An 18,659-nucleotide genomic window follows, 5' to 3' on the forward strand; every position below is an offset into this window, starting at 1 on the left:
GTCCAGCTAGCTCCCTGCCATGATCCACGATTCGCAGCGCATTCTCTTCGAGGCCCTCACTTTCGACGATGTGCTGCTGCTGCCGGCCTACTCGCAGATCCTTCCCCGTACTGCGGATATCAGCACGCGCCTGACACGCGGCATCGTGTTGCCGGTACCGCTGCTGTCTGCAGCGATGGACACCGTTACCGAGGCGCGGCTGGCCATCGCCATCGCCCAGGAAGGCGGCCTCGGCATCGTGCACAAGAACATGTCCGTCGAGGCGCAGGCCGCCGAGGTCCGCCGGGTCAAGAAGTACGAGTCCGGCATCATCGTCGACCCCATCACGGTGTCGCCCGGCATGACCATCGGCCAGGTGCTGGAGCTGACCCGCGCCAACCAGATCTCCGGCGTGCCGGTGGTCGACGGCGAGGAACTGGTCGGCATCGTGACTTCGCGCGACCTGCGTTTCGAGACGCGCTTCTCCGAGCCGGTATCGGTGGTCATGACGCCCAAGGATCGGTTGATCACCGTGCGCGAGGACGCCTCGCGCGAAGAGATCATGCACAAGCTGCACGAGAACCGCATCGAGAAGGTGCTGGTGGTCGGCGACGGCTTCGCCCTGCGCGGCTTGATCACGGTCAAGGACATCCAGAAGTCCACCGACTTTCCCTTCGCCTGCAAGGATGAGCACGGCCGGCTGCGCGTCGGCGCGGCCGTCAGCACCGGCGGGGATACCGAGGATCGCATCGCTGCGCTGATCGAGGCCGGTGCCGATGTGCTCGTCGTCGATACCGCGCACGGCCACAGCATGGGTGTGCTGGAGCGCGTCAGCTGGGTCAAGAAGAATTATCCGGATGTGCAGGTGGTGGGCGGCAATATCGCGACGGCTGCTGCCGCCGAGGCACTGGTCAAGGCCGGCGCCGACGCCGTCAAGGTCGGCATCGGCCCGGGCTCGATCTGCACGACGCGCGTCGTCGCCGGCGTCGGTGTGCCGCAGGTCTCCGCCATCATGGAAGTGGCCTCGGCGCTGAAGGGCACCGACGTGCCGCTGATTGCGGACGGCGGCATCCGATTCTCCGGTGACTTTGCCAAGGCCATCGCCGCCGGTGCGCACTCGGTGATGATCGGTTCCATGCTTGCCGGTACCGAGGAAGCCCCGGGCGAGGTCGAGCTGTACCAGGGCCGTTCCTACAAGTCCTACCGTGGCATGGGCTCGATGGGCGCCATGGCACAGGGCAGCAAGGACCGCTACTTCCAGGAATCCACTTCGGACCCGGACAAGCTCGTCCCCGAAGGCATCGAAGGCCGCGTGCCCTACAAGGGCCCGATGGGCGCCATCGTCCACCAGCTGGTGGGCGGCCTGCGCAGCTCCATGGGCTACACCGGCTGTGGCGACATCGAGACCATGCGCACCGCCACCAGCTTCGTGAAGATCAGCGCCGCCGGCATGCGCGAGAGCCACGTCCACGACGTCTCCATCGTCAAGGAAGCGCCGAACTACCGGGTTGAGTGAGGGCGGAGCCCGACTTAATGGGCTACTCGCGCCTGTTTGCCTTCAGTTCGTCTAGCAGCTCCGCGAGAGTCAGTGTCGGGTCGTACCGGCGCTCGATGGCGTCAGCCAAGTCGAGATCGTCTTCGGACAGCTCGGCACGTACGGCGTCGTTAACAAGCTGGGACAGAGAGCGATTCGTTCGAGCTGTCTTATTCCGCAACGCTGCGTGCAATTCGGGATCAAGCTCGATCGTGCACCTCACGGAACGCTTGCCCATGTCTTCAACCCTCACCCCGCGATGCCGAGAAAGATGGCAAGACGTCGGTTGACTTCCAGCAGTTCCTCGGACGCGATGTGACCGATTTCCTCGCCAATACGCGTCCGTTTCACGGTCACGGTCTTGTCCACCATGATCTGCGAGCGTTGCCGCAAGCCATTGTCGGGTGTGGGGGACAGATCCACCCGAATCAAAGGTGCCGCCCGCAGATCGCTGCTAATGGGAAGGAGTGTCACCGACGGGTGCTCGTCGAAGAAGTCGGACTGAACGACCAGGGCGGGACGAGGCTTGCCGTAGTCCCCCTGCAGTGTCACCGTCACGATGCTGCCGCGCTTCATGACCAGTCTTGGGTGTCAGCGACGCGCTCGATCCAATCCAGCGTTTCATCTTCCTGCGGGTCCGCTGCCAGCAGCGCGGACTGGCGCCGGCACTCGGCGGCAAAGCCCTGCTTTCGCGTATCCGGCACCCAGAGCTGTACCGGGCGCAGCCCAGCAGCGCGCAGTGCTTCTCTCCGCTTCTGTACTCTTTCCGATCCTGACGTTGCCATTGCCGATCCTCGCGACCGTTCGCCAAAAGACTGGCACTAGTTACATGTAACGTCAACACTTGCAACATCTCGAGCCGAGCTTAGTTACAGCGGCGGCTGGTAGCTGGACCTATCCACTGTAAGAACGCATTCAATGACCGACATCCACGCCCATCGCATCCTGATCCTCGATTTCGGGTCTCAGTACACCCAGCTCATCGCCCGCCGCGTCCGCGAAGCCGGCGTCTACTGCGAGCTGCGGCCCTGGCGGCAGGCAGCAGACGCGGTTCGGGACTTCGCGCCGCAGGGGATCATCCTCTCCGGCGGGCCGGAGACGGTGCTTGGTGCGGATGCGCCACGCGCCGGCGAGGCGGTGTGGGCGGCCGGCGTGCCGGTGCTGGGCATCTGCTACGGCATGCAGACCATGGCCGCGGAGCTGGGCGGCAGCGTGGCGCCGGGCGATGTCCAGGAGTTCGGCTACGCCCGCGTCCGGGCGCGCAACCACTCGCCGCTGCTGCGCGACATTGAGGATCACGTCGAGGCCGACGGTGCGGCCTATCTCGATGTCTGGATGAGCCACGGCGACCACGTCACCACGCTCCCCGAAGGTTTCCAGCGCATCGCCGAGACCGGCGACGTGCCGGTGGCCGGCATGGCCGACCCGGATCGCGGCCTCTACGGCCTGCAGTTCCACCCGGAGGTCACCCACACCACGCAGGGCAAGCGCATCCTGGAGCGCTTTGTTCATGACATCTGCGGCTGCCCGCGCGCCTGGACGCCGGCCAACATCGTCGAAGACCTGACTGCGCGCGTACGTGAGCAGGTCGGCAACAGCCACGTGCTGCTCGGCCTGTCCGGCGGCGTGGATTCGTCAGTGGTAGCGGCATTGCTGCACAAGGCGCTGGGCGATCAGCTGACCTGCGTCTTCGTCGACAACGGCCTGCTGCGCCAGGACGAGGGCGACCAGGTGATGCGCGTCTTCGCGCGGCATCTGGGTGCGCGCGTCATCCGCGTCGACGCCGAGGAGCGATTCCTCGGCGCGCTGGCCGACGAGGCCGACCCCGAGGCCAAGCGCAAGATCATCGGCCGCACCTTCATCGAGGTCTTCGACGAGGAGGCCGGCAAGCTGGAGAACGTCGACTATCTGGCCCAGGGCACCATCTACCCGGACGTCATCGAGTCCGCCGGCGGCGAGACTGGCGGCGCCCACGTCATCAAGTCCCATCACAATGTTGGCGGCCTGCCCGAGCACATGAAGCTCAAGCTGGTCGAGCCGCTGCGCGAGTTGTTCAAGGACGAGGTCCGCAATATCGGCCTCGAGCTGGGCCTGCCACGCGACATGGTCATGCGCCACCCCTTCCCGGGGCCGGGGCTGGGTGTACGCATCCTCGGCCGCGTGCACAAGGACGCCGCCGACACCCTGCGCCGCGCCGACGCCATCTTCATCGAGGAGCTGCGCGCCGCCGACTGGTACGACCGCGTCAGCCAGGCCTTCGCCGTCTACATTCCGGTGAACAGCGTCGGCGTCACCGGCGACGGCCGCCGCTACGCCCCGGTCATCGGCCTGCGTGCGGTCGAGACGGTCGACTTCATGACCGCCCGCTGGGCGCAGCTGCCCTACGACCTGCTCGACACCTGCGCACGCCGCATCGTCAACGAAGTCCCGAACGTCTCGCGCGTCGTCTATGACATCTCCGGCAAGCCGCCGGCGACCATCGAGTGGGAATAGCTTGCCGACCGGAGTGCTTGCGGAAAGGCGCGCGAAAGGCTTTGCCTTACCGGACTGTCAGATATTGCTGACAACAGTGCATCCGGGCTTTGTGGCAGCCTCCGCGCTGCCTATAATGCGGCGCAACATCATATAAAGCGTCACTAGAATTCAAATCCCCCTGCGAGAGAACCCCATGCGGCCCATCCCCCTGCAGCTCAGCGCGCTTCTGTTATCCGCCATCCTGCTTGCCGCATGTGGAGGTGGCAATGACAGCTCCGGCGGCACCGTGCCCCCCGACAATGGCGGCCAGAACGGCGGTGACAACGGTGGCGGAACTGGCGGGGATGGCGGCGACGGCGGCGATCCCGCCGGGGGCAGCAAGACCTGCCAGGACGACTTCTCCACCGAGCGTCTCGACAACGGCGAGTCCTGCGCCCCGCGCTACGCCGCGTTCTGCCCGAGCAACCGTGGCGACGAGCAGTTCACGCACGACAGCGTCGTACCCTGCGACGGCGTGCTGATCGAGGAGATATCCGTCGACAGCGAGGAAAGCTTCGAGGGCGAGCTGCAATACATCGTCATGCGCCCCGCCAACGCCGAGCCCGAAGCCGTGTTGGTGAATCTGCATTTCCGCCAGCTGTTGCGCGAGCCCATCACCGCCGCCGCCACGCACGCCGTCGTCACGCGTCAGGCCGAGCTGGTCAAGGCGCGCAACGTCATGGTCATCCTGCCCGGCGCCCCCGGCGGCGTCTGGCCCTCCTATCGGCTGATCGACGACGTGGCCGGGCTCACCGACGGTTCGCTCGTCGATCAGGTCCTCGCCGGGCTGCTGGATGGCGGCCTCGTGGACAACCCGCTTGTGGACCGGCTCACCGAGCTGGGCCTTCCCATCGGCTTGCTGGAGGATGCCCTGCAAGGCGACGGCGACCTTTCCGCCCTAGCCGGTCTGATCAGCGGGCTCACGCCCAGCATCGATTCCACCGAGGACTTCATGGACTATATCGAGCTGGCGCGCGAGGACGCCCTGTCGCGCTTCGGCGGCGCCGAGCTGCCCCAGTTCATGGCCGGCCTCTCCAATGGCGGCATCTATGCGCTGCGCTTCGCCTGCGAGCGACCGGAGCTGGGTCTGGATGCCGTCATGAGCGTGGCGGGTGCCATGGGGCCGAGCGAAGCCGAGGCGTGCCGCGGGCGTGACCCCATCGGCACGGTACAGGTCCACGGCGCGCGGGACTTCGTGTCCCCCTACAACGGCTTTCCGACCTACCCCGTGCGCGGCGGCCCGCTGTTGCCGCTGGACCTCGCGATCTTCGACGGGCTCGACGTCCCGCTGCCCGGCGACGAAGGACTCGAACCGCCCGAGGAGCTCGCCGGCTTGTCCGGCATCCTGGAACTGCCGGGTCTCTTCCTCGACGTTTTCGCGCCCAACAACAGCTGTGGCGGTGCGCTGAATGTTTCCACCATCCCCGCCGGCGCAGCCGGGCAGGGCGAGGGCGCCGGCGACATCCTCATCGAGCACTTCGAGAGCTGCGACAACCCGCAGGGTCGTCGCAGTTACATGGTCACCGTCGAGGAAGGCGGCCACAACTGGCCCGGCTACGACGCACCCTTCGGCAACGAAGCCAACGTCAATGTCTTCGGCGCCGTCAGTTATGACTTCGACGCCACGCTCTACGGCTACGACCTCATGCGGCGCGCTGCCGGGTTGAACTGATCCCAGTGAAAGCGGGGTAGGCGATCAGGCAGGATGCGTCGTGCCCGGCCTCGTGACTCGCCTTTACTCGGAAGCTTTCTCGGACGCGCGCTGCCAAGTCTGCGTGCGCCCGAATAGCGACACGCCTACGTAACCGCGCAGCTTCAGCTTCTGCCCCTCGTCAGCCAGCTCCGCGCGCGCCTTGTAGATCTTTCCGCTCTCCGGATCGAGAACGCGGCCGCCGGTCCATGCGCCGTCTTCCCGCGTCAGGCCCCAGAGGATCTCCATGCCCTTGATCGGCTCCCCCTGTCGGGCGCCCTCGCAGGCCTTGCAGACCGGGTCTGGCACGGGTGGATCGATGATCGCGACGACGCGGCCCCGCAACTCCCCATCCTGCTCGGTGATCTCCACCAGCGAGCGCACCTCGCCGCTATCGTCGTCGATGGTCTGCCACGTGCCGGTAGGGCCGGGATCCTCGGCGACGGCAGCGAAGGGCCACAGAAGCGCCAGTAGCAGTAGGCGAGCGGGGCGGCGAGTAGACACGGGCGGGATCATAGGATTCGTCCTTCCGGGTGGGCTATAGCGTGGTGATAGTCGCCCAAAATAGCGCCAGCTCACCCGTGCTGCTGCCCGACGCCGCCTGTACCCAGAAGCATTACACCGGTGGGATTATTTCCGACGACTCGCTAGTTGACACGAATGCGCGGGAGAAAGCGAAAGACTGACAATATTTGTCAGTCATCGACAATCGACCGAGCGCTCCTGTGTCATCTGAATAGACAATCACCCGACAGATGGGGCTTTCAAGAAAGATGAACGGTAGTCCAGGTTTGGCACGCCGCTTGCTCCACTTCACTAGGAGACATTCGGGTCCCGGCCAGCGCAAGCTGCTCGGTACCGCCCGCTCCTTCACAACCATGCATTAATGGAGAAGCACATGAACACGAAGATGAAGCAGGCTCAGCAGGGCTTTACCCTGATCGAGCTGATGATCGTTGTGGCGATCATCGGTATTCTGGCCGCCATCGCCATTCCGGCGTATCAGGACTACACGGTTCGCGCGAAGATGACGGAAGCTGTTACGGCAATTGGTTCGGCGAAAGCTTCGGTATCCGAGTTTTTCATTAGCGAAGGCGCCTTTCCTGCGGGTAACGATGAAGCAGGGATTACCGTGACGCAGGACCAGTCGGATGTCGTTGACTCGGTCTCCTGGGATGGCACCGATACGCTCACAGTAACCCTCGAAGCCAGCTTCCAGGACGGCGAGCTGACCGGCGGTGAAACCTTCGAACTCGTAGCTACATCTGCCGACAATGGGGTGAGTTGGAATTGTCAGGCTGGTACTGGTGGTAATGCGATTCCCACCAAGTATCTACCTTCTAACTGCCGCTAACAGTCGTTCGGTTGTAGTTAGGAGCCCCCGCTCATGGCGAGCGGGGGTTTCTTTTTTTGAAGAATGGATATTTCGTGAGCCGACTAGGAATTAAGTGCCTTCAGGGTCCCTTAGAAGTCGTGATAGGGCTCTATTGCGTTTTGGTGGCTGGATACCTAATTTACTTACCCGGTGTATCAGGGCCGTTCCTGTTCGACGATTTCCCGAACCTAAGTTCCCTGGGGGATCATGGCGGTGTCCGAGACATGGAGACACTGCTGGCTTTTGTTTTTGACCGAAATGGCTGGCTCGGCCGTCCAGTGAGCATGCTCAGCTTCTTGATCGACGGCCAAACTTGGCCGACGGATCCCAAGCCCTTTAAGCACACCAATATCCTCCTGCATCTTCTGAATGGGGTGCTCATTTTTACGCTGACGCGGCAGCTTGCCGCTCTCTTCCTTGAGGCGCCGCGTGGGCGGAAGGTTGAGTACATCGCGCTCGCTACATTCGCGATCTGGTTGCTGCATCCGATGCATATTTCGGCCTCCATGCAGGTGGTGCAGCGTATGACGCTCCTCATGAGTGCATTTACGCTAGGCGGGCTTATTCTCTACACGTACGGCCGTATGCACCTGCAGCGAGGTGAGGCCAAGACCGGCTATTTCTGGATGAGTGTGGGTATCGGCTTGTTTGGAGTGCTCGCAACCCTCTCCAAGGAGAACGGCATACTTGTAGCGCTCTATGCGCTCGTAATCGAGTTCACTGCTTTCCGGCAAACGCGCCATCGCGTGACATTGGCTTGGAAACTATGGATCGGCGTGTTCTGCTTACTGCCGCTTGCGGGGTTAGCGGTCTACGTTGGCTACTCGTGGGAAGGGATGCTGCACACCTATGAGTATGGGCGCACCTTCGGGCCAGTTGAGCGGTTGCTATCGCAAGCTCCGATTCTTGTCGAGTATCTCCAGGGGATGCTGATCCCGCGCGCCAGCGAGCTTGGCCTATTTCACGATGACCATGCGGTATCGCGTTCGTTGCTCACCCCGTGGTACACCCTTCCGGCAGTGCTGTTCATCCTTGTTCTGGGAGCAGCAGGATTCGCGTTGATTCGTCGTGCGCCGCTCGTATCCTTCGCTGTCCTCTGGTTTCTCGCTGGGCATGTATTGGAATCAACGGTCATCCCGCTGGAGTTGTACTACGAACATCGCAACTATCTTCCGATGTTCGGCATCATTTTCGCGGTGGCTTGCGGGGTCAGCTCTGCCGGACATGACCTCCGGCGGATAGTATTGCTGGGGGGCGCCGCCTTTCTCATTATGGAAGCGCTTGTGGGGTTGCAGACAACTTACACTTGGGGCAAACCGGGTGTAATGGCGACGGTCTGGGCTCGGGAGAATCCGGAATCAAGCCGTGCCCAGCAGTACGCTGCTCAATACTGGGCGAGCGAAGGCTTTCTCACGAAGGGGTATTCACATATCCAACAGGCGATCATTCATAACCCACGGATGGCGAGCCTTCACTTGCAGCGGACTTTGTTCGGCTGCTACCTGGGGATCTCTGGAACAGCGCCAGACAACACGGTCTTGGCCGCACTGCGCATATCTTACTATGACACCGCCGTGTTCGATGCTTTGGGAAATCTCCAAGAGGCGGCGGTCAGCGAGAAATGTGAGTGGCTGGAGTTGGACGATATCGACAAGTTGACCAGAGCGTTAATGGAGAATGAGCATTTTTCGAACAACACTCTGGGACTGCAGAAGCTCACTTATAGGCAGGCGCAGATAAGAACGGAACAGCGCGACTTGGACGGTGCAATGGCGTATCTGGATGAAACCTACGCGATTCGCCCGAACCGAAACGTCCGCATCGAGCAGGCAAGACTGCTCGCGTCTGCGGGCCTGTACTGTGAGGCGCAGCGCTTCGTCGACAAGGCGCTGGGTACCGAGCCGCAACGCTTCAAGATGTACCAGCTGTCTGAAACCGAGCTACGTGAGCTTCGTCGCTATCTGGCAGACGAAGCGAGTAATGAGGCCTGCTGAGCGATTGCTGGTTCCTGCTCCCCTATCCTGACGATTTAGAAACCGCCTGAGAAAATCCATGCCTTCAGCCATTTTGGATGCGCATATATCGATCGTGATTCCTGCCAAGAACGAGGCCGTAGGGCTAGCGGAACTGGTGCCCGAACTGCGCGATACGCTGCCGGCAGCAGAGATTATTGTGGTGGACGATGGCAGCGACGACGCAACGGCTCACGTCGCGGCAGAGGCCGGAGCTCGTGTGCTGTCGCATCCATACTCGAAAGGCAACGGGGCGAGCATCAAGACCGGCGCGCGAGCGGCACATGGGGAGCTTCTCGTCTTCATGGACGGCGACGGGCAGCATCCAGCTTCGGAGGTGCCGAAGCTCCTCGCGCAGCTTGAAGCTGGCTATGACCTCGTGATCGCTGCCAGAAGCCGGTCGGCTCAAGCGACGCTTGGGCGGTGGCTCGCCAATAGTATCTATAACCGCCTGGCCAGTGTATTCGTCGGACACCCCGTCGCTGACTTGACCTCGGGCTTTCGTGCGGTTCGCGCAGCGCGATTCCGCGAGTTCCTTCACATGCTTCCAAACGGGTTTTCGTATCCTACTACGAGCACCATGGCTTTCTACCGCGCTGGCTACAGCGTCAACTTTCTACCGGTAGAAATTCGTCCGCGAAAGGATGAGTCGAAGAGCCACATCAGGCTCTTGCGCGATGGCGCTCGCTTTCTCCTTATTATATTTAGAGTCGGTACGCTCTATTCGCCGCTCAAGCTGTTCATGCCTATTAGCGCAGTATTTTTCTCCAGCGGTGTTGGGTACTACGCTTATACCTTGTCTCAAATGGGGCGTTTCACAAATGGCGCGGGTTTGCTTTTGATTACCTCCATCCTGGTTTTTCTCATTGGGCTCGTATCCGAGCAAATTACCAATCTTTTGTACGCAAGTAGTCAAGAATAACGAATCGCTTACATTCGGAACCGAGCGAGGTGCCAGGAGCAAAGGGTGAGCGAGAGTCGTTGATCGGGTCGCGGAAAAAAGGTAATGAAACGATGGGTCGAATTGCGGTAGTGTTTCCGCGCCTTATTATTGGGGGGCAAGAGCGCATGCGCTTGCAATTAGCGCGTGTATGGCGTGAGCATGGTTTCGATGTCGACATAGTGGTCGGTTGGGCGCAGGGTGATGTTCGGCATCTAGTTCCAAAAGACTGTCAGCTGTTCGAAGTCGCCCGGTTCGGCCGTATATTATTCCCGTTCGGTCTGTTGTGGTATTTCATTACGCGGAAGCCGAGCCATGTTGTCTGCGCCGGTTACGATGCAGTGACGGTATGCTTGCTAATGTGGCGTTTTCTTCGGTTTAAAGCGCCGCTATTGGTGAGTATACATAGTCATACATCAATCGCTTTGCGCGCCAGGTTGGGTTTTAAGGGCCGTATTGTTGAGCCGCTTTTTCGTTGGCTAATTCGCGATGCAGCTCGGCACGTTCGCGGAGTCATCGCGGTTTCCAATGGTGTGGCAGAGGATTTAATTATGATCGCTCCGATGCTCGCCGAAAAGGTGCATATAGTCCCCAATCCGGTCGTCAGTATGGAAACCGCGCGACTTTCTCGCGAAGCCTGCAATAATGTCCCGGTGCGAGCTGGCGTGCCATGGATTGTGTTCGTTGGGCGCTTAGTGCCAGTGAAGAATGTGCGCTTATTGATCGCGGCTTTTTCGAAATTACCAAAATCTAAACCAGTCGAGTTGGTTATCGTAGGAGAGGGGGCGGAGCTTCCTCATTTGCAGTGCGAAGTATCAACCCGGAAGTTATGTCATCGGGTGCATTTTGTTGGGGTCCAGAACAATCCTCTCCCTTGGATGCGCGAAGCTTCTCTTCTCGTGCTGCCATCAAGCTACGAAGGTTTCGGGAACGTGTTGGTAGAAGCTATGGCCTGCGGTACACAGGTGGTAGCGGCGGATTGCCCGAGCGGACCTCGCGAAATCTTGGCCGGAGGGAAATATGGCCAATTATTTCCCGTTGGAGACGTCGCTGCGCTGACCGAAGCAATTCAGCAAAGTCTTGACCGTCGCTTCCGAGTCGCGCCGGAACACTTGATTGCGCGTGCTGCTAACTATTCATCCGATTCGGTTGGACGTCGATATCTCGATATCCTGGGCGTGTGGAACCGAATTAATTGAATACGCTTGTCACCAGCATATTGATCTTCGCAACACGGCCTTCGGATGTAGTTAAGGCAGCCGCTCCTTCTGGGATTGTTCGGCTTGGTGGTGCCGCATTGGAGTTTGTCGTAGTTGCGGTGCTTGCACGCGCGTTAGGAGCGGACGAATACGGGGCCTATAGCTACGCGTTTGCAATTTTGCTGATGGTGCTGATTCCTGCGAGGACAAGCTTATACACGCTAGTGGTTCGGGAGACTGCATACTCGCTCGCACACGGCGAGCGAGCGTCACTCGTGGGCTTAACGCGATGGAGTAGAGCCGCGGCACTTCTCGGAGCCGGTGTACTTGCCATACCAGTGGCTGTGCTACTTCTGGTAACTCAGGACGGCGCCTTCCGTCCTCTACTAGTGGCCTCGGCTATCGTCTGGCTCCCGGCGATGCTGCTCCTAGTGGTAACTGGTGCAGTGTTCGCCGGCCATCGGCAGGTCGCGCTGGGGCAGATTCCGGAGCAAGTGCTACGGCCGTTGTTCCTTCTCGCTCTACTAGCCGGGTGGAGTCTCTTGCAAACGGCGCCGCTGTCAGCCTCTGAGGCTATGGCAGTTACCGCTTGCGGGGCATGTGGGGCGCTAGTTGCGTCAGCAATCATTTATCGCTGGCAGATAGCGCGTCCTGATGTGGCTGTGGCGCCTAAATATTTGCATCATCATTGGATGGCTGCAGTAGGGCCTCTTTTCCTCTTCGGGATGGCACATGCGATCAATACCCATGTGGGCGTATTTTTGATCGGTGTGTTCGTCAATGTAGAAGAGGTTGGGTTGTATCGGGTTGCGGTACAATGCGTGACTCTCGTCATTGTCGGCCAACAAGTGGTAAATATGGCGATTTCCCCACGAATGGCGGAATTGTATTCGACCGATCAAATGGAGGAATTACAACTCCTGGTTAAGCGTGCAGTCCGGACCAGTTTTCTGGTCGCTTCTTTTGTTGCGGGCATCTTGATGTTTTTTGGAGATCGCATTATAGAGCTTCTATTCGGTGCAAGCTTTGCATCCAGCTACTCTGCGCTTTCCATACTCTGTGTCGGACATCTCGCGAGTGTCGCAATTGGGCCAGTTGGAGCTTTGCTCAATATGGCTGGTCAGGAGCGCGCAGCATTCCGTGGGGTTGCTGTCGCCGCAGTAATTAACGTTGGTCTAAACGTATTGCTAATACCTCAGTTAGGGATGCATGGAGCCGCCCTTGCGGCAGTCGCAACGCTTTTCATTTGGAATGCAATTCTACGCAACAGTGTAAATTCATTGCTTGGGATAGAGGCATCAGTATGGATCAGGCCGACGTTGGGAAATAAAAAGTGAGGCGGCCGAATTTTTTCATCGTTGGCGCCCCAAAATCTGGCACCAGTTCGCTAGCAAATTGGTTGGCCTCTCATCCGCGTGTGTTCATGCCAAAAATTAAGGAGGTTCAGTTTTTTAACTCGGATTTTGGGAACAGGAAGATTCGTAGTATAGAGGAATATGAGCAGATTTTTTCTGGATCGAATTTAGGCCACCTTGCTGTTGGTGAGGCTACTGCGCGATATCTCTACTCACGCGCCGCTATTCCAGCGATCATGCGCTACGCTCATGAACCGCGTATCATTGTAATGATTAGAGATCCTGTCAGTATGGCGCCTTCGCTTCATGAGCAAACGTTTGTTAATGGTGATGAAGATGAGCCAAATTTCGAAAACGCCTGGAGGTTGCAGAAGCAACGTGAGCATGGAATAAAAATACCAATAGGCTGTCGAGACCCTGAATTACTGCAATACGGTCGGCTTTGTATGCTCGGCGAGCAACTTGAGCGCATGTTCAGCATAGTGCCCAGGGAGAAGGTTTTGGTTCTAAATATCGAAGACGTTAAGGCGGATCCGCGCAAAATATACCTTGATACTCTCGGTTTTCTTGGGTTACCGGATGATGGGAGAACCGATTTTCCGGCTATCAATACTGCTAAGCGGCGCCTCTTCCCAAGGAGCTGGCGGTATCTTAGAAGAGCGAATCTGGCTATGGTCGAGGCTGGCATGCCTCAGTTTCGCATCGCGTCCAGAGTCCTTGGGTTAATTGAAAGAAAAACCCGACGCGAGCATAAAAGGGCCCCGGTAAGTTTCTTATTGCGGCAGGAGCTTCGTGATTACTTCTCATGCGATGTCCGCAGGCTGGAGGATGTTACTGGGCTCGACTTGAAGCATTGGCGTTGAGCCACGGCTAGGGTCGGTGCGATAGGTAAGCGTAATCAATAACTTTACGACTATTAGTCATCACCTTCTTCCCTAGGGCTAGAGTCAATGTCTTTTATCGTCGGAGCGCGTGTACGACAAGTTCTGGGACGTCTAAGCAGGAATCGAGAAAGGCTTCACGCTGTCGGCGTCGTTGGTCGACAGTCGGTGCAGTTATCGCTTGCAGCTCATATAGAAGCAGGTGGAGGTCATGATCGGCCACGTGCCGGACGAGCTTCGTCTCCCTGTTGTGCCAAGTGATATAGCCGCGAAATTGGCTTTCCCGGGCGACATACAAACTTGGTACTCCGAGCACGGCGCACTCGGAGGCCATCGTCGCGCTCTCCCCGATGAAGGCTCTGCAGAAGGCCATCAGGTGATGCATCTGGTCGGCTCTGCCGTTGTAAGCGTATGGTGCAAGGTCGACCGGAAGCTCGGCTTCGGACGAGATGATGAGATGGCCCATTTTTGTGAGTTCCTTGACCAACGCTTGGAGCTGATCAAGGGGCCAGCCCTTTTCATGAAGGTCGTGATTTGCTTTCCACGATACGAGGCGAAGCAGGAAGGTGTTACCGGAGCGTGCCAGGCCCGCTTCGTATGCTTTTTCTATGTCGGGCTGAAAGTAGCGGGGATGCAGATAAGAGAGTTCGTGGCAGCCGCGATAGCGCACCGTGCGCCGTTTGGGTGTCCAGCCTTCGTAGCATTCAGGGACCACGATGCGGGAAGCGAAGGGGTAAGTGAGGGCGTTCTGTAGTGTTGCGCGCTCGGTATCGTAGAAGACTACGGAGCGAGTTCGCGTCAGAAAACCGGTCTGCGCAGCGAAGATGCCGCCGACTCCGGTGATGACGTCGGGGCGGAAGTCCCGCACCTGACGGATAAGCGCGCGGTTGCGCTGGACCAATTCACGCGCCATACCGCCGGCTCCGCCGTCGTGCTGCGCGGACAGGCAGCGGTGCTCGACGCCGAGCTGATCGAGCAGCGGAACAGCGCATTCCTTGTCGCGGCTGGTGACCAGCACTTTGTCGCCCCGGTCGCGCAAAAGGCGAATCGGGTTCTTGAAGAAATGGACGTGGGCCGGGTGGCCGATGTCGATCAGTACCCGCATGCCATCGCCTTGTGCACGTCGTGCGCTTGCCAAGTCTGCGGAACAGGAGTTGCCGACTTATAGTGTTTTCTCATCCCTTGGTAGCGCTTCATGGAATCTGGAACGGAAGAAACGGTCGCGATCATCGGCCTTGGTTACGTCGGCCTGCCCCTGCTGTTGCGCTGCTCGGAGGCTGGCTTTCGCGTCATCGGTATCGACGCGGATCCGGACAAGACCGAGGCGCTGCGTGCGGGTCGATCATACCTTGCGCATATTGATTCGCGGCGCGTCGCAGGATTGGCGAAGGCGGGCGCTGAGTTCAGTACCGATTGCGCCAGCGTTGCGGATGCGGACGTGGTGGTGTTGTGCCTGCCGACCCCGTTGGATGAGCATCTGCAGCCAGATCTGTCCTTTGTGACAGATACGCTCGACGCCATCGCGCCGCATGTCCGGGCTGGGCAACTGCTTTCGCTGGAAAGCACGACTTACCCCGGGACCACCGAGGAGGAGGTCTGTGCGCGGGTGGCGGCTCGCGGTTTCACGGTTGGCGAGGATGTCTTCGTCGTCTATTCGCCCGAGCGGGAAGATCCGGGCAATGCCGCCTTCACGACACGCACGGTGCCCAAGGTCGTGGGTGGCGCGACGCCGGCCTGCCTGGAGCGCGGCGTGGCGTTCTACAGCCGCGTGGTCGATCAGGTGGTGCCGGTCAGCTCGCTGCGGGCGGCGGAGATGACCAAGCTGCTGGAGAACATTCACCGGGCTGTGAATATCGGGCTGGTCAACGAGATGAAGATGGTGGCCGATGCGATGGATATCGACATCCACGAGGTCATCGACGCCGCTTCAACCAAGCCTTTCGGCTTCGTGCCTTATCGCCCTGGTCCCGGGCTCGGCGGGCATTGCATTCCCATCGATCCGTTCTACCTCAGCTGGAAGGCGCGGGAGTTCGGGGTGGATACGCGCTTCATCGAGTTGGCGGGGCAGGTGAATCACGCCATGCCGGGTTGGGTGGTTAGCAAGGTCAGCGAGGCGCTCAATGCTCACGGCAAGCCGGTGAAGGGGAGCCGCATCCTGATTCTCGGCATTGCCTACAAGAAGAATGTGGACGACATGCGCGAGACGCCGGCGGCGGAGGTCATGAAGCTGCTGGCCGAGCGCGGGGCGGTTCTGAGTTATTCGGACCCGCATGTGCCGCGCTTCAAGCCGATGCGGCGCTACCGCTTCGATCTGGAAAGCGTGCCGTTGAGCGCGGAGACCTTGGCGGCGCAGGATTGCGTCGTTCTGGTGACGGACCACGATGCCTTCGACTACGAGCTGATCGGGCGCGCGAGTGAGCTGATCGTGGATACACGTGGCCGCTTTCGCGGGGGTGCTCCAGGAGTGGTGGCTGCGTAGGGGAGCGATGCCGGTTTTTTCCCACGATGAGGCGGCCGTTCACGCTGCTCAGCCGTTGGTATGTGCTGGTCTCAGGTGATGCTCCTTCGGCGTGGTTTGCAGACTCTGCCCGCGCCGGAGAGTGAAATCGCGGCTGGCGACGGTGTCGACGAAGTACCAGTCCGACCGGGCTGCGTCCGGTTCCAGCGTCACCAGGGTGAAGCCGCGCCGGGAGGTGTCTCCCCAGATCAGCTCGGGGCTGGCGGCGAGGTAGCGTTCGGCGACGGCCTCGGGGTTGCCCGGCACCCAGTACTCGATGCCGGGAGAGCTGACGCTGGGGCAGGCGAACTCGACGCCCACCGGTGTACCGGCATCATCATGCAGCTCCAGCGCCCAGGCATTGTGTGTATCGCCCGCCAGCACCACGGCGTCGGCTTTGGCCGCACGAATGCGGCGATAGAGGCGTTCCCGCGCGGGCGGATAGCCGTCCCAGGCATCCAGGCCGAAGGGCAGGCCGTTGTGGGCGCGCCAGGCTACGTCCTCGTGGAACGCTCGCCGCTCGGCAGGGAGCTGTGTCCAGTCGATGACATCCATCAGATCGGCGGCAGGGGCGCGGCCCATGACGACCTGCTGGCCGAGGATCTGCCAGGTCTGGTCCGAGGCGACCGATGCTTCCAGTTGGGCGGCGACCCAGGCTTCCTGCGCCTCTCCCAGCATGGAACGGTCGGGGTCCTGAAGGCGCTCCGCCTTGAAGCGTTCGGCGTCGGGCAGAAAGCGCAGCCCCTCCGGTAGCGCGTCGGGGTCCAGGGTCTTGATGTAGTCGAGGTCCGTGATCGGTGTCGGCGGTTCGCTGCGGGTGTCGAAGGGCACTTCAATGTGCTTGACCGATGGGCCCGGAGTGACCTTCTCACTCGTCATGGGCACCGGATGGTCGGGGTCGCTGACATCGAAGGGCCAGCGCCGATTCGGCACGTCGCGGGAATAGGACAGCTGCCGGTCGCGGCCGATGCGGCGCGTGTCCAGCATGATCAGGCGGGCGAGCTTGCCGATGTCGAAGGCGCGGTAGATCTGCTGCGGGTCGTCCGTGTTCTCGCGGATCGGCAACCATTCGAGATAGGCCCGCCGGGCGGCCTCGGCGCGTTCCCGGTACGGCCCTTCCGTGGCCGCGTCGTGATTCTGCGCGCCGGTCTTCCAGGCGTCGTTGGCGGTTTCGTGATCGTCCCAGACGGCGATCATCGGCTTGGCGGCGTGCAGGGCCTGCAGATCGGGGTCGAGGCGATAGTGGGCATAGCGTTCGCGATAGTCGGCAAGGGACACGGTCGCCCGGTCCGGCATCACGTGCCGGCCGATATCGCCGGCGTAGCCGTCCATGCCGTACTCGTAGATGTAGTCGCCGAGATGCAGCACGACGTCGACGTCGTCTCGCGCCGCGACGGCGCCGTAGACGTTGAAGTAGCCGGCCGCGTAATGCGCGCAGGACATGACCGCCAGCCGGTAGCGGGACACGTCGCCGACCGGCAGCGTGCAGGTGCGCCCGGTGGGCGATGTCTGCCCCTCGGCGACAAAGCGGTAGTGGTAGCGCTCACCCGGCGCCAGGCCGTGTGCATCAATCTTGACTGTGAAATCCGTCGCGGCCGTGGCCCAGGCCGTGCCCTGCACGACGGTGTCGCGGAAGCCCGCGTCACGCGCGATGGTCCAGTTCAGGGCGATGGCTTCGCCGTCCTCCGGCAGCGCGCGTGTCCAGAGCATGACGCGATCCTGCAGCGGGTCGCCGCTGGCGACGCCGTGGGTGAAGCGCAGCGGCCGCTGCCCTCCGTGTGCGAGCCCACCCAGCGCAGCCAGCGCACCCACTGCCGTCAGGCCTTTCAAGGCCCCGCGCCGCGTTAGCGGAAATACCGGCATCCCTTCGTCCCTTTTGTCCAGCCCGGCGGCCGATGGGCTCAGTGTGTCGTGCCTCTCGCCACGGCTTTATGCGGTATGCGACCTACGGCTTGACCAGCGGCGCCCGCTTGTGCGGATTGATGGGAGTCCCCTTGCCGGGGCGCGGGGCTATTGCAGGCATCTTGTGCTTGGGGCGACTCGCCGCGCCTGTGCCAGAAGGCGATCGGCCATTACCCGCTTATCCCGGCCTGCTCGAGTCACGGTTGATCGCGCTGGCGCAGCCAGCTGCGCTCGGCTTCGGCGACGAGCCGGTCCAGCGTTCTGGCGAAGGCCGGTTCGCGCGAGAGCAGGGGGCCGCCGAAGTGGAGGCAGCCGTCGAGGAAGCGCTTCCAGCGCAGGTCGAGCTTCGATTGCAGCAGATCCTCGCCGCGGCGCAGCTCGCAGTAGACGACCTGCAGCTCGCCGATGTCGACTTCCGGGGTGTCGAGGCGCAGACGCAGGCCGCCGCGGCTGATGTCCACCGGTCGGCACAGCATGACCTCGCCCGGAAGGTGCACGATGGCCACCGCGCGCTCTGTGGCGGGCGGGATCGGGAAGCGGGGCAGCTGTCGTCGCTCGTGAAGATGGCCATGCTGCGGCATGTGGCAGACGAGCTGTCCGCCGGCTTCATTCAGCTCGCTTGCGAGCAGCGTCGTCTCCAGCTCGAAGGTGGCGCCGGCCAGGCGGCCATGCAGGCGGATGGCGGTGCCCGGTTGCAGTTTGCGAAGCGTTGGGCTCGGCCGCAGGACGGGGAGCAGTGTCAGCTCGGTGGGAGCTATGGTCTCGTCGGCGAACATCACCG

General features: G+C 61.1%; 16 protein-coding genes. 10 read left to right on the forward strand and 6 right to left on the reverse strand.

Annotation, left to right across the window (positions count from 1 at the left end):
- Positions 1-19 precede the first annotated feature (19 nt).
- On the forward strand, positions 20-1,495 hold the full coding sequence (guaB, locus tag U743_RS03230; RefSeq protein ID WP_043765489.1) for an IMP dehydrogenase: 1,476 nt from the start codon (positions 20-22) through the stop codon (positions 1,493-1,495).
- 267 nt (positions 1,496-1,762) lie between these two features.
- On the opposite strand, the gene U743_RS03240 is transcribed toward guaB, so the two are convergent.
- Positions 1,763-2,089 (reverse strand): type II toxin-antitoxin system PemK/MazF family toxin, encoded by a 327-nt coding sequence (locus U743_RS03240; RefSeq protein WP_043765492.1) that lies wholly within the window; start codon positions 2,087-2,089, stop codon positions 1,763-1,765.
- Positions 2,086-2,298: an antitoxin MazE family protein gene (locus tag U743_RS18565; RefSeq protein ID WP_084191314.1), complete on the reverse strand. Its 213-nt coding sequence runs from the start codon at positions 2,296-2,298 to the stop codon at positions 2,086-2,088. Before U743_RS18565 ends, U743_RS03240 begins: the two co-directional genes overlap by 4 nt.
- Before the next feature lie 133 nt (positions 2,299-2,431).
- On the opposite strand from U743_RS18565, the gene guaA reads away from it, so the two are divergent.
- A complete protein-coding gene (guaA, locus tag U743_RS03245; RefSeq protein WP_043765494.1) occupies positions 2,432-4,006 on the forward strand; it encodes a glutamine-hydrolyzing GMP synthase in 1,575 nt (524 codons plus the stop codon).
- Positions 4,007-4,181: 175 nt separating this feature from the next.
- Positions 4,182-5,699: a hypothetical protein gene (locus tag U743_RS03250; RefSeq protein WP_043765495.1), complete on the forward strand. Its 1,518-nt coding sequence runs from the start codon at positions 4,182-4,184 to the stop codon at positions 5,697-5,699.
- 63 nt (positions 5,700-5,762) lie between these two features.
- Here U743_RS03250 and U743_RS03255 read toward each other — a convergent pair whose 3' ends face one another.
- Positions 5,763-6,221 (reverse strand): DUF2147 domain-containing protein, encoded by a 459-nt coding sequence (locus U743_RS03255; RefSeq protein ID WP_198021903.1) that lies wholly within the window; start codon positions 6,219-6,221, stop codon positions 5,763-5,765.
- Positions 6,222-6,627: 406 nt separating this feature from the next.
- Between U743_RS03255 and U743_RS19450 the strand changes: the two genes are divergently transcribed.
- The 6 genes from U743_RS19450 (at position 6,628) to U743_RS18580 (ending at position 13,461) form a co-directional block, all read left to right on the forward strand.
- Positions 6,628-7,071 (forward strand): pilin, encoded by a 444-nt coding sequence (locus tag U743_RS19450; RefSeq protein ID WP_043770914.1) that lies wholly within the window; start codon positions 6,628-6,630, stop codon positions 7,069-7,071.
- Positions 7,072-7,316: 245 nt separating this feature from the next.
- Positions 7,317-9,086: a hypothetical protein gene (locus U743_RS03265; RefSeq protein WP_043765499.1), complete on the forward strand. Its 1,770-nt coding sequence runs from the start codon at positions 7,317-7,319 to the stop codon at positions 9,084-9,086.
- A 58-nt stretch (positions 9,087-9,144) separates the two neighbouring features.
- Positions 9,145-10,026: a glycosyltransferase family 2 protein gene (locus tag U743_RS03270; RefSeq protein WP_043765500.1), complete on the forward strand. Its 882-nt coding sequence runs from the start codon at positions 9,145-9,147 to the stop codon at positions 10,024-10,026.
- 92 nt (positions 10,027-10,118) lie between these two features.
- A complete protein-coding gene (locus U743_RS18570) occupies positions 10,119-11,243 on the forward strand; it encodes a glycosyltransferase (protein ID WP_084191315.1) in 1,125 nt (374 codons plus the stop codon).
- Between the two features lie 20 nt (positions 11,244-11,263).
- Positions 11,264-12,580, forward strand: a complete 1,317-nt coding sequence (locus U743_RS18575) for a flippase (RefSeq protein WP_269530715.1) — start codon at positions 11,264-11,266, stop codon at positions 12,578-12,580.
- A complete protein-coding gene (locus U743_RS18580; protein WP_084191317.1) occupies positions 12,577-13,461 on the forward strand; it encodes a sulfotransferase domain-containing protein in 885 nt (294 codons plus the stop codon). Before U743_RS18575 ends, U743_RS18580 begins: the two co-directional genes overlap by 4 nt.
- 94 nt (positions 13,462-13,555) lie before the next feature.
- Here the strand turns inward: U743_RS18580 and U743_RS03280 are convergent, their stop codons facing one another.
- Positions 13,556-14,584: a DUF354 domain-containing protein gene (locus U743_RS03280; RefSeq protein WP_052367473.1), complete on the reverse strand. Its 1,029-nt coding sequence runs from the start codon at positions 14,582-14,584 to the stop codon at positions 13,556-13,558.
- 90 nt (positions 14,585-14,674) lie between these two features.
- Between U743_RS03280 and U743_RS03285 the strand changes: the two genes are divergently transcribed.
- On the forward strand, positions 14,675-15,958 hold the full coding sequence (locus U743_RS03285; RefSeq protein ID WP_043765501.1) for a nucleotide sugar dehydrogenase: 1,284 nt from the start codon (positions 14,675-14,677) through the stop codon (positions 15,956-15,958).
- A 48-nt stretch (positions 15,959-16,006) separates the two neighbouring features.
- On the opposite strand, the gene U743_RS17900 is transcribed toward U743_RS03285, so the two are convergent.
- Positions 16,007-17,806, reverse strand: coding sequence for an alkaline phosphatase D family protein (locus U743_RS17900; RefSeq protein WP_198021904.1), 1,800 nt, complete (start codon positions 17,804-17,806; stop codon positions 16,007-16,009).
- A gap of 269 nt (positions 17,807-18,075) precedes the next feature.
- A complete protein-coding gene (locus U743_RS03295; protein WP_043765503.1) occupies positions 18,076-18,654 on the reverse strand; it encodes a PilZ domain-containing protein in 579 nt (192 codons plus the stop codon).
- Positions 18,655-18,659 lie beyond the last annotated feature (5 nt).

Origin of the sequence: Algiphilus aromaticivorans DG1253 (assembly GCF_000733765.1) — a bacterium.
GTDB classification, from domain to species: Bacteria; Pseudomonadota; Gammaproteobacteria; order Nevskiales; family Nevskiaceae; genus Algiphilus; species Algiphilus aromaticivorans.

What these genes read in the sequence shown, in the direction of transcription:
- guaB (WP_043765489.1), top strand. Translation starts at nt 20, where the DNA reads ATGATCCACGATTCGCAGCGCATTCTCTTCGAGGCCCTCACTTTCGAC.
- U743_RS03240 (WP_043765492.1), bottom strand. Translation starts at nt 2,089, where the DNA reads ATGAAGCGCGGCAGCATCGTGACGGTGACACTGCAGGGGGACTACGGC.
- U743_RS18565 (WP_084191314.1), bottom strand. Translation starts at nt 2,298, where the DNA reads ATGGCAACGTCAGGATCGGAAAGAGTACAGAAGCGGAGAGAAGCACTG.
- guaA (WP_043765494.1), top strand. Translation starts at nt 2,432, where the DNA reads ATGACCGACATCCACGCCCATCGCATCCTGATCCTCGATTTCGGGTCT.
- U743_RS03250 (WP_043765495.1), top strand. Translation starts at nt 4,182, where the DNA reads ATGCGGCCCATCCCCCTGCAGCTCAGCGCGCTTCTGTTATCCGCCATC.
- U743_RS19450 (WP_043770914.1), top strand. Translation starts at nt 6,628, where the DNA reads ATGAAGCAGGCTCAGCAGGGCTTTACCCTGATCGAGCTGATGATCGTT.
- U743_RS03265 (WP_043765499.1), top strand. Translation starts at nt 7,317, where the DNA reads ATGGAGACACTGCTGGCTTTTGTTTTTGACCGAAATGGCTGGCTCGGC.
- U743_RS03270 (WP_043765500.1), top strand. Translation starts at nt 9,145, where the DNA reads ATGCCTTCAGCCATTTTGGATGCGCATATATCGATCGTGATTCCTGCC.
- U743_RS18570 (WP_084191315.1), top strand. Translation starts at nt 10,119, where the DNA reads ATGGGTCGAATTGCGGTAGTGTTTCCGCGCCTTATTATTGGGGGGCAA.
- U743_RS03280 (WP_052367473.1), bottom strand. Translation starts at nt 14,584, where the DNA reads ATGCGGGTACTGATCGACATCGGCCACCCGGCCCACGTCCATTTCTTC.
- U743_RS03285 (WP_043765501.1), top strand. Translation starts at nt 14,675, where the DNA reads ATGGAATCTGGAACGGAAGAAACGGTCGCGATCATCGGCCTTGGTTAC.
- U743_RS03295 (WP_043765503.1), bottom strand. Translation starts at nt 18,654, where the DNA reads ATGTTCGCCGACGAGACCATAGCTCCCACCGAGCTGACACTGCTCCCC.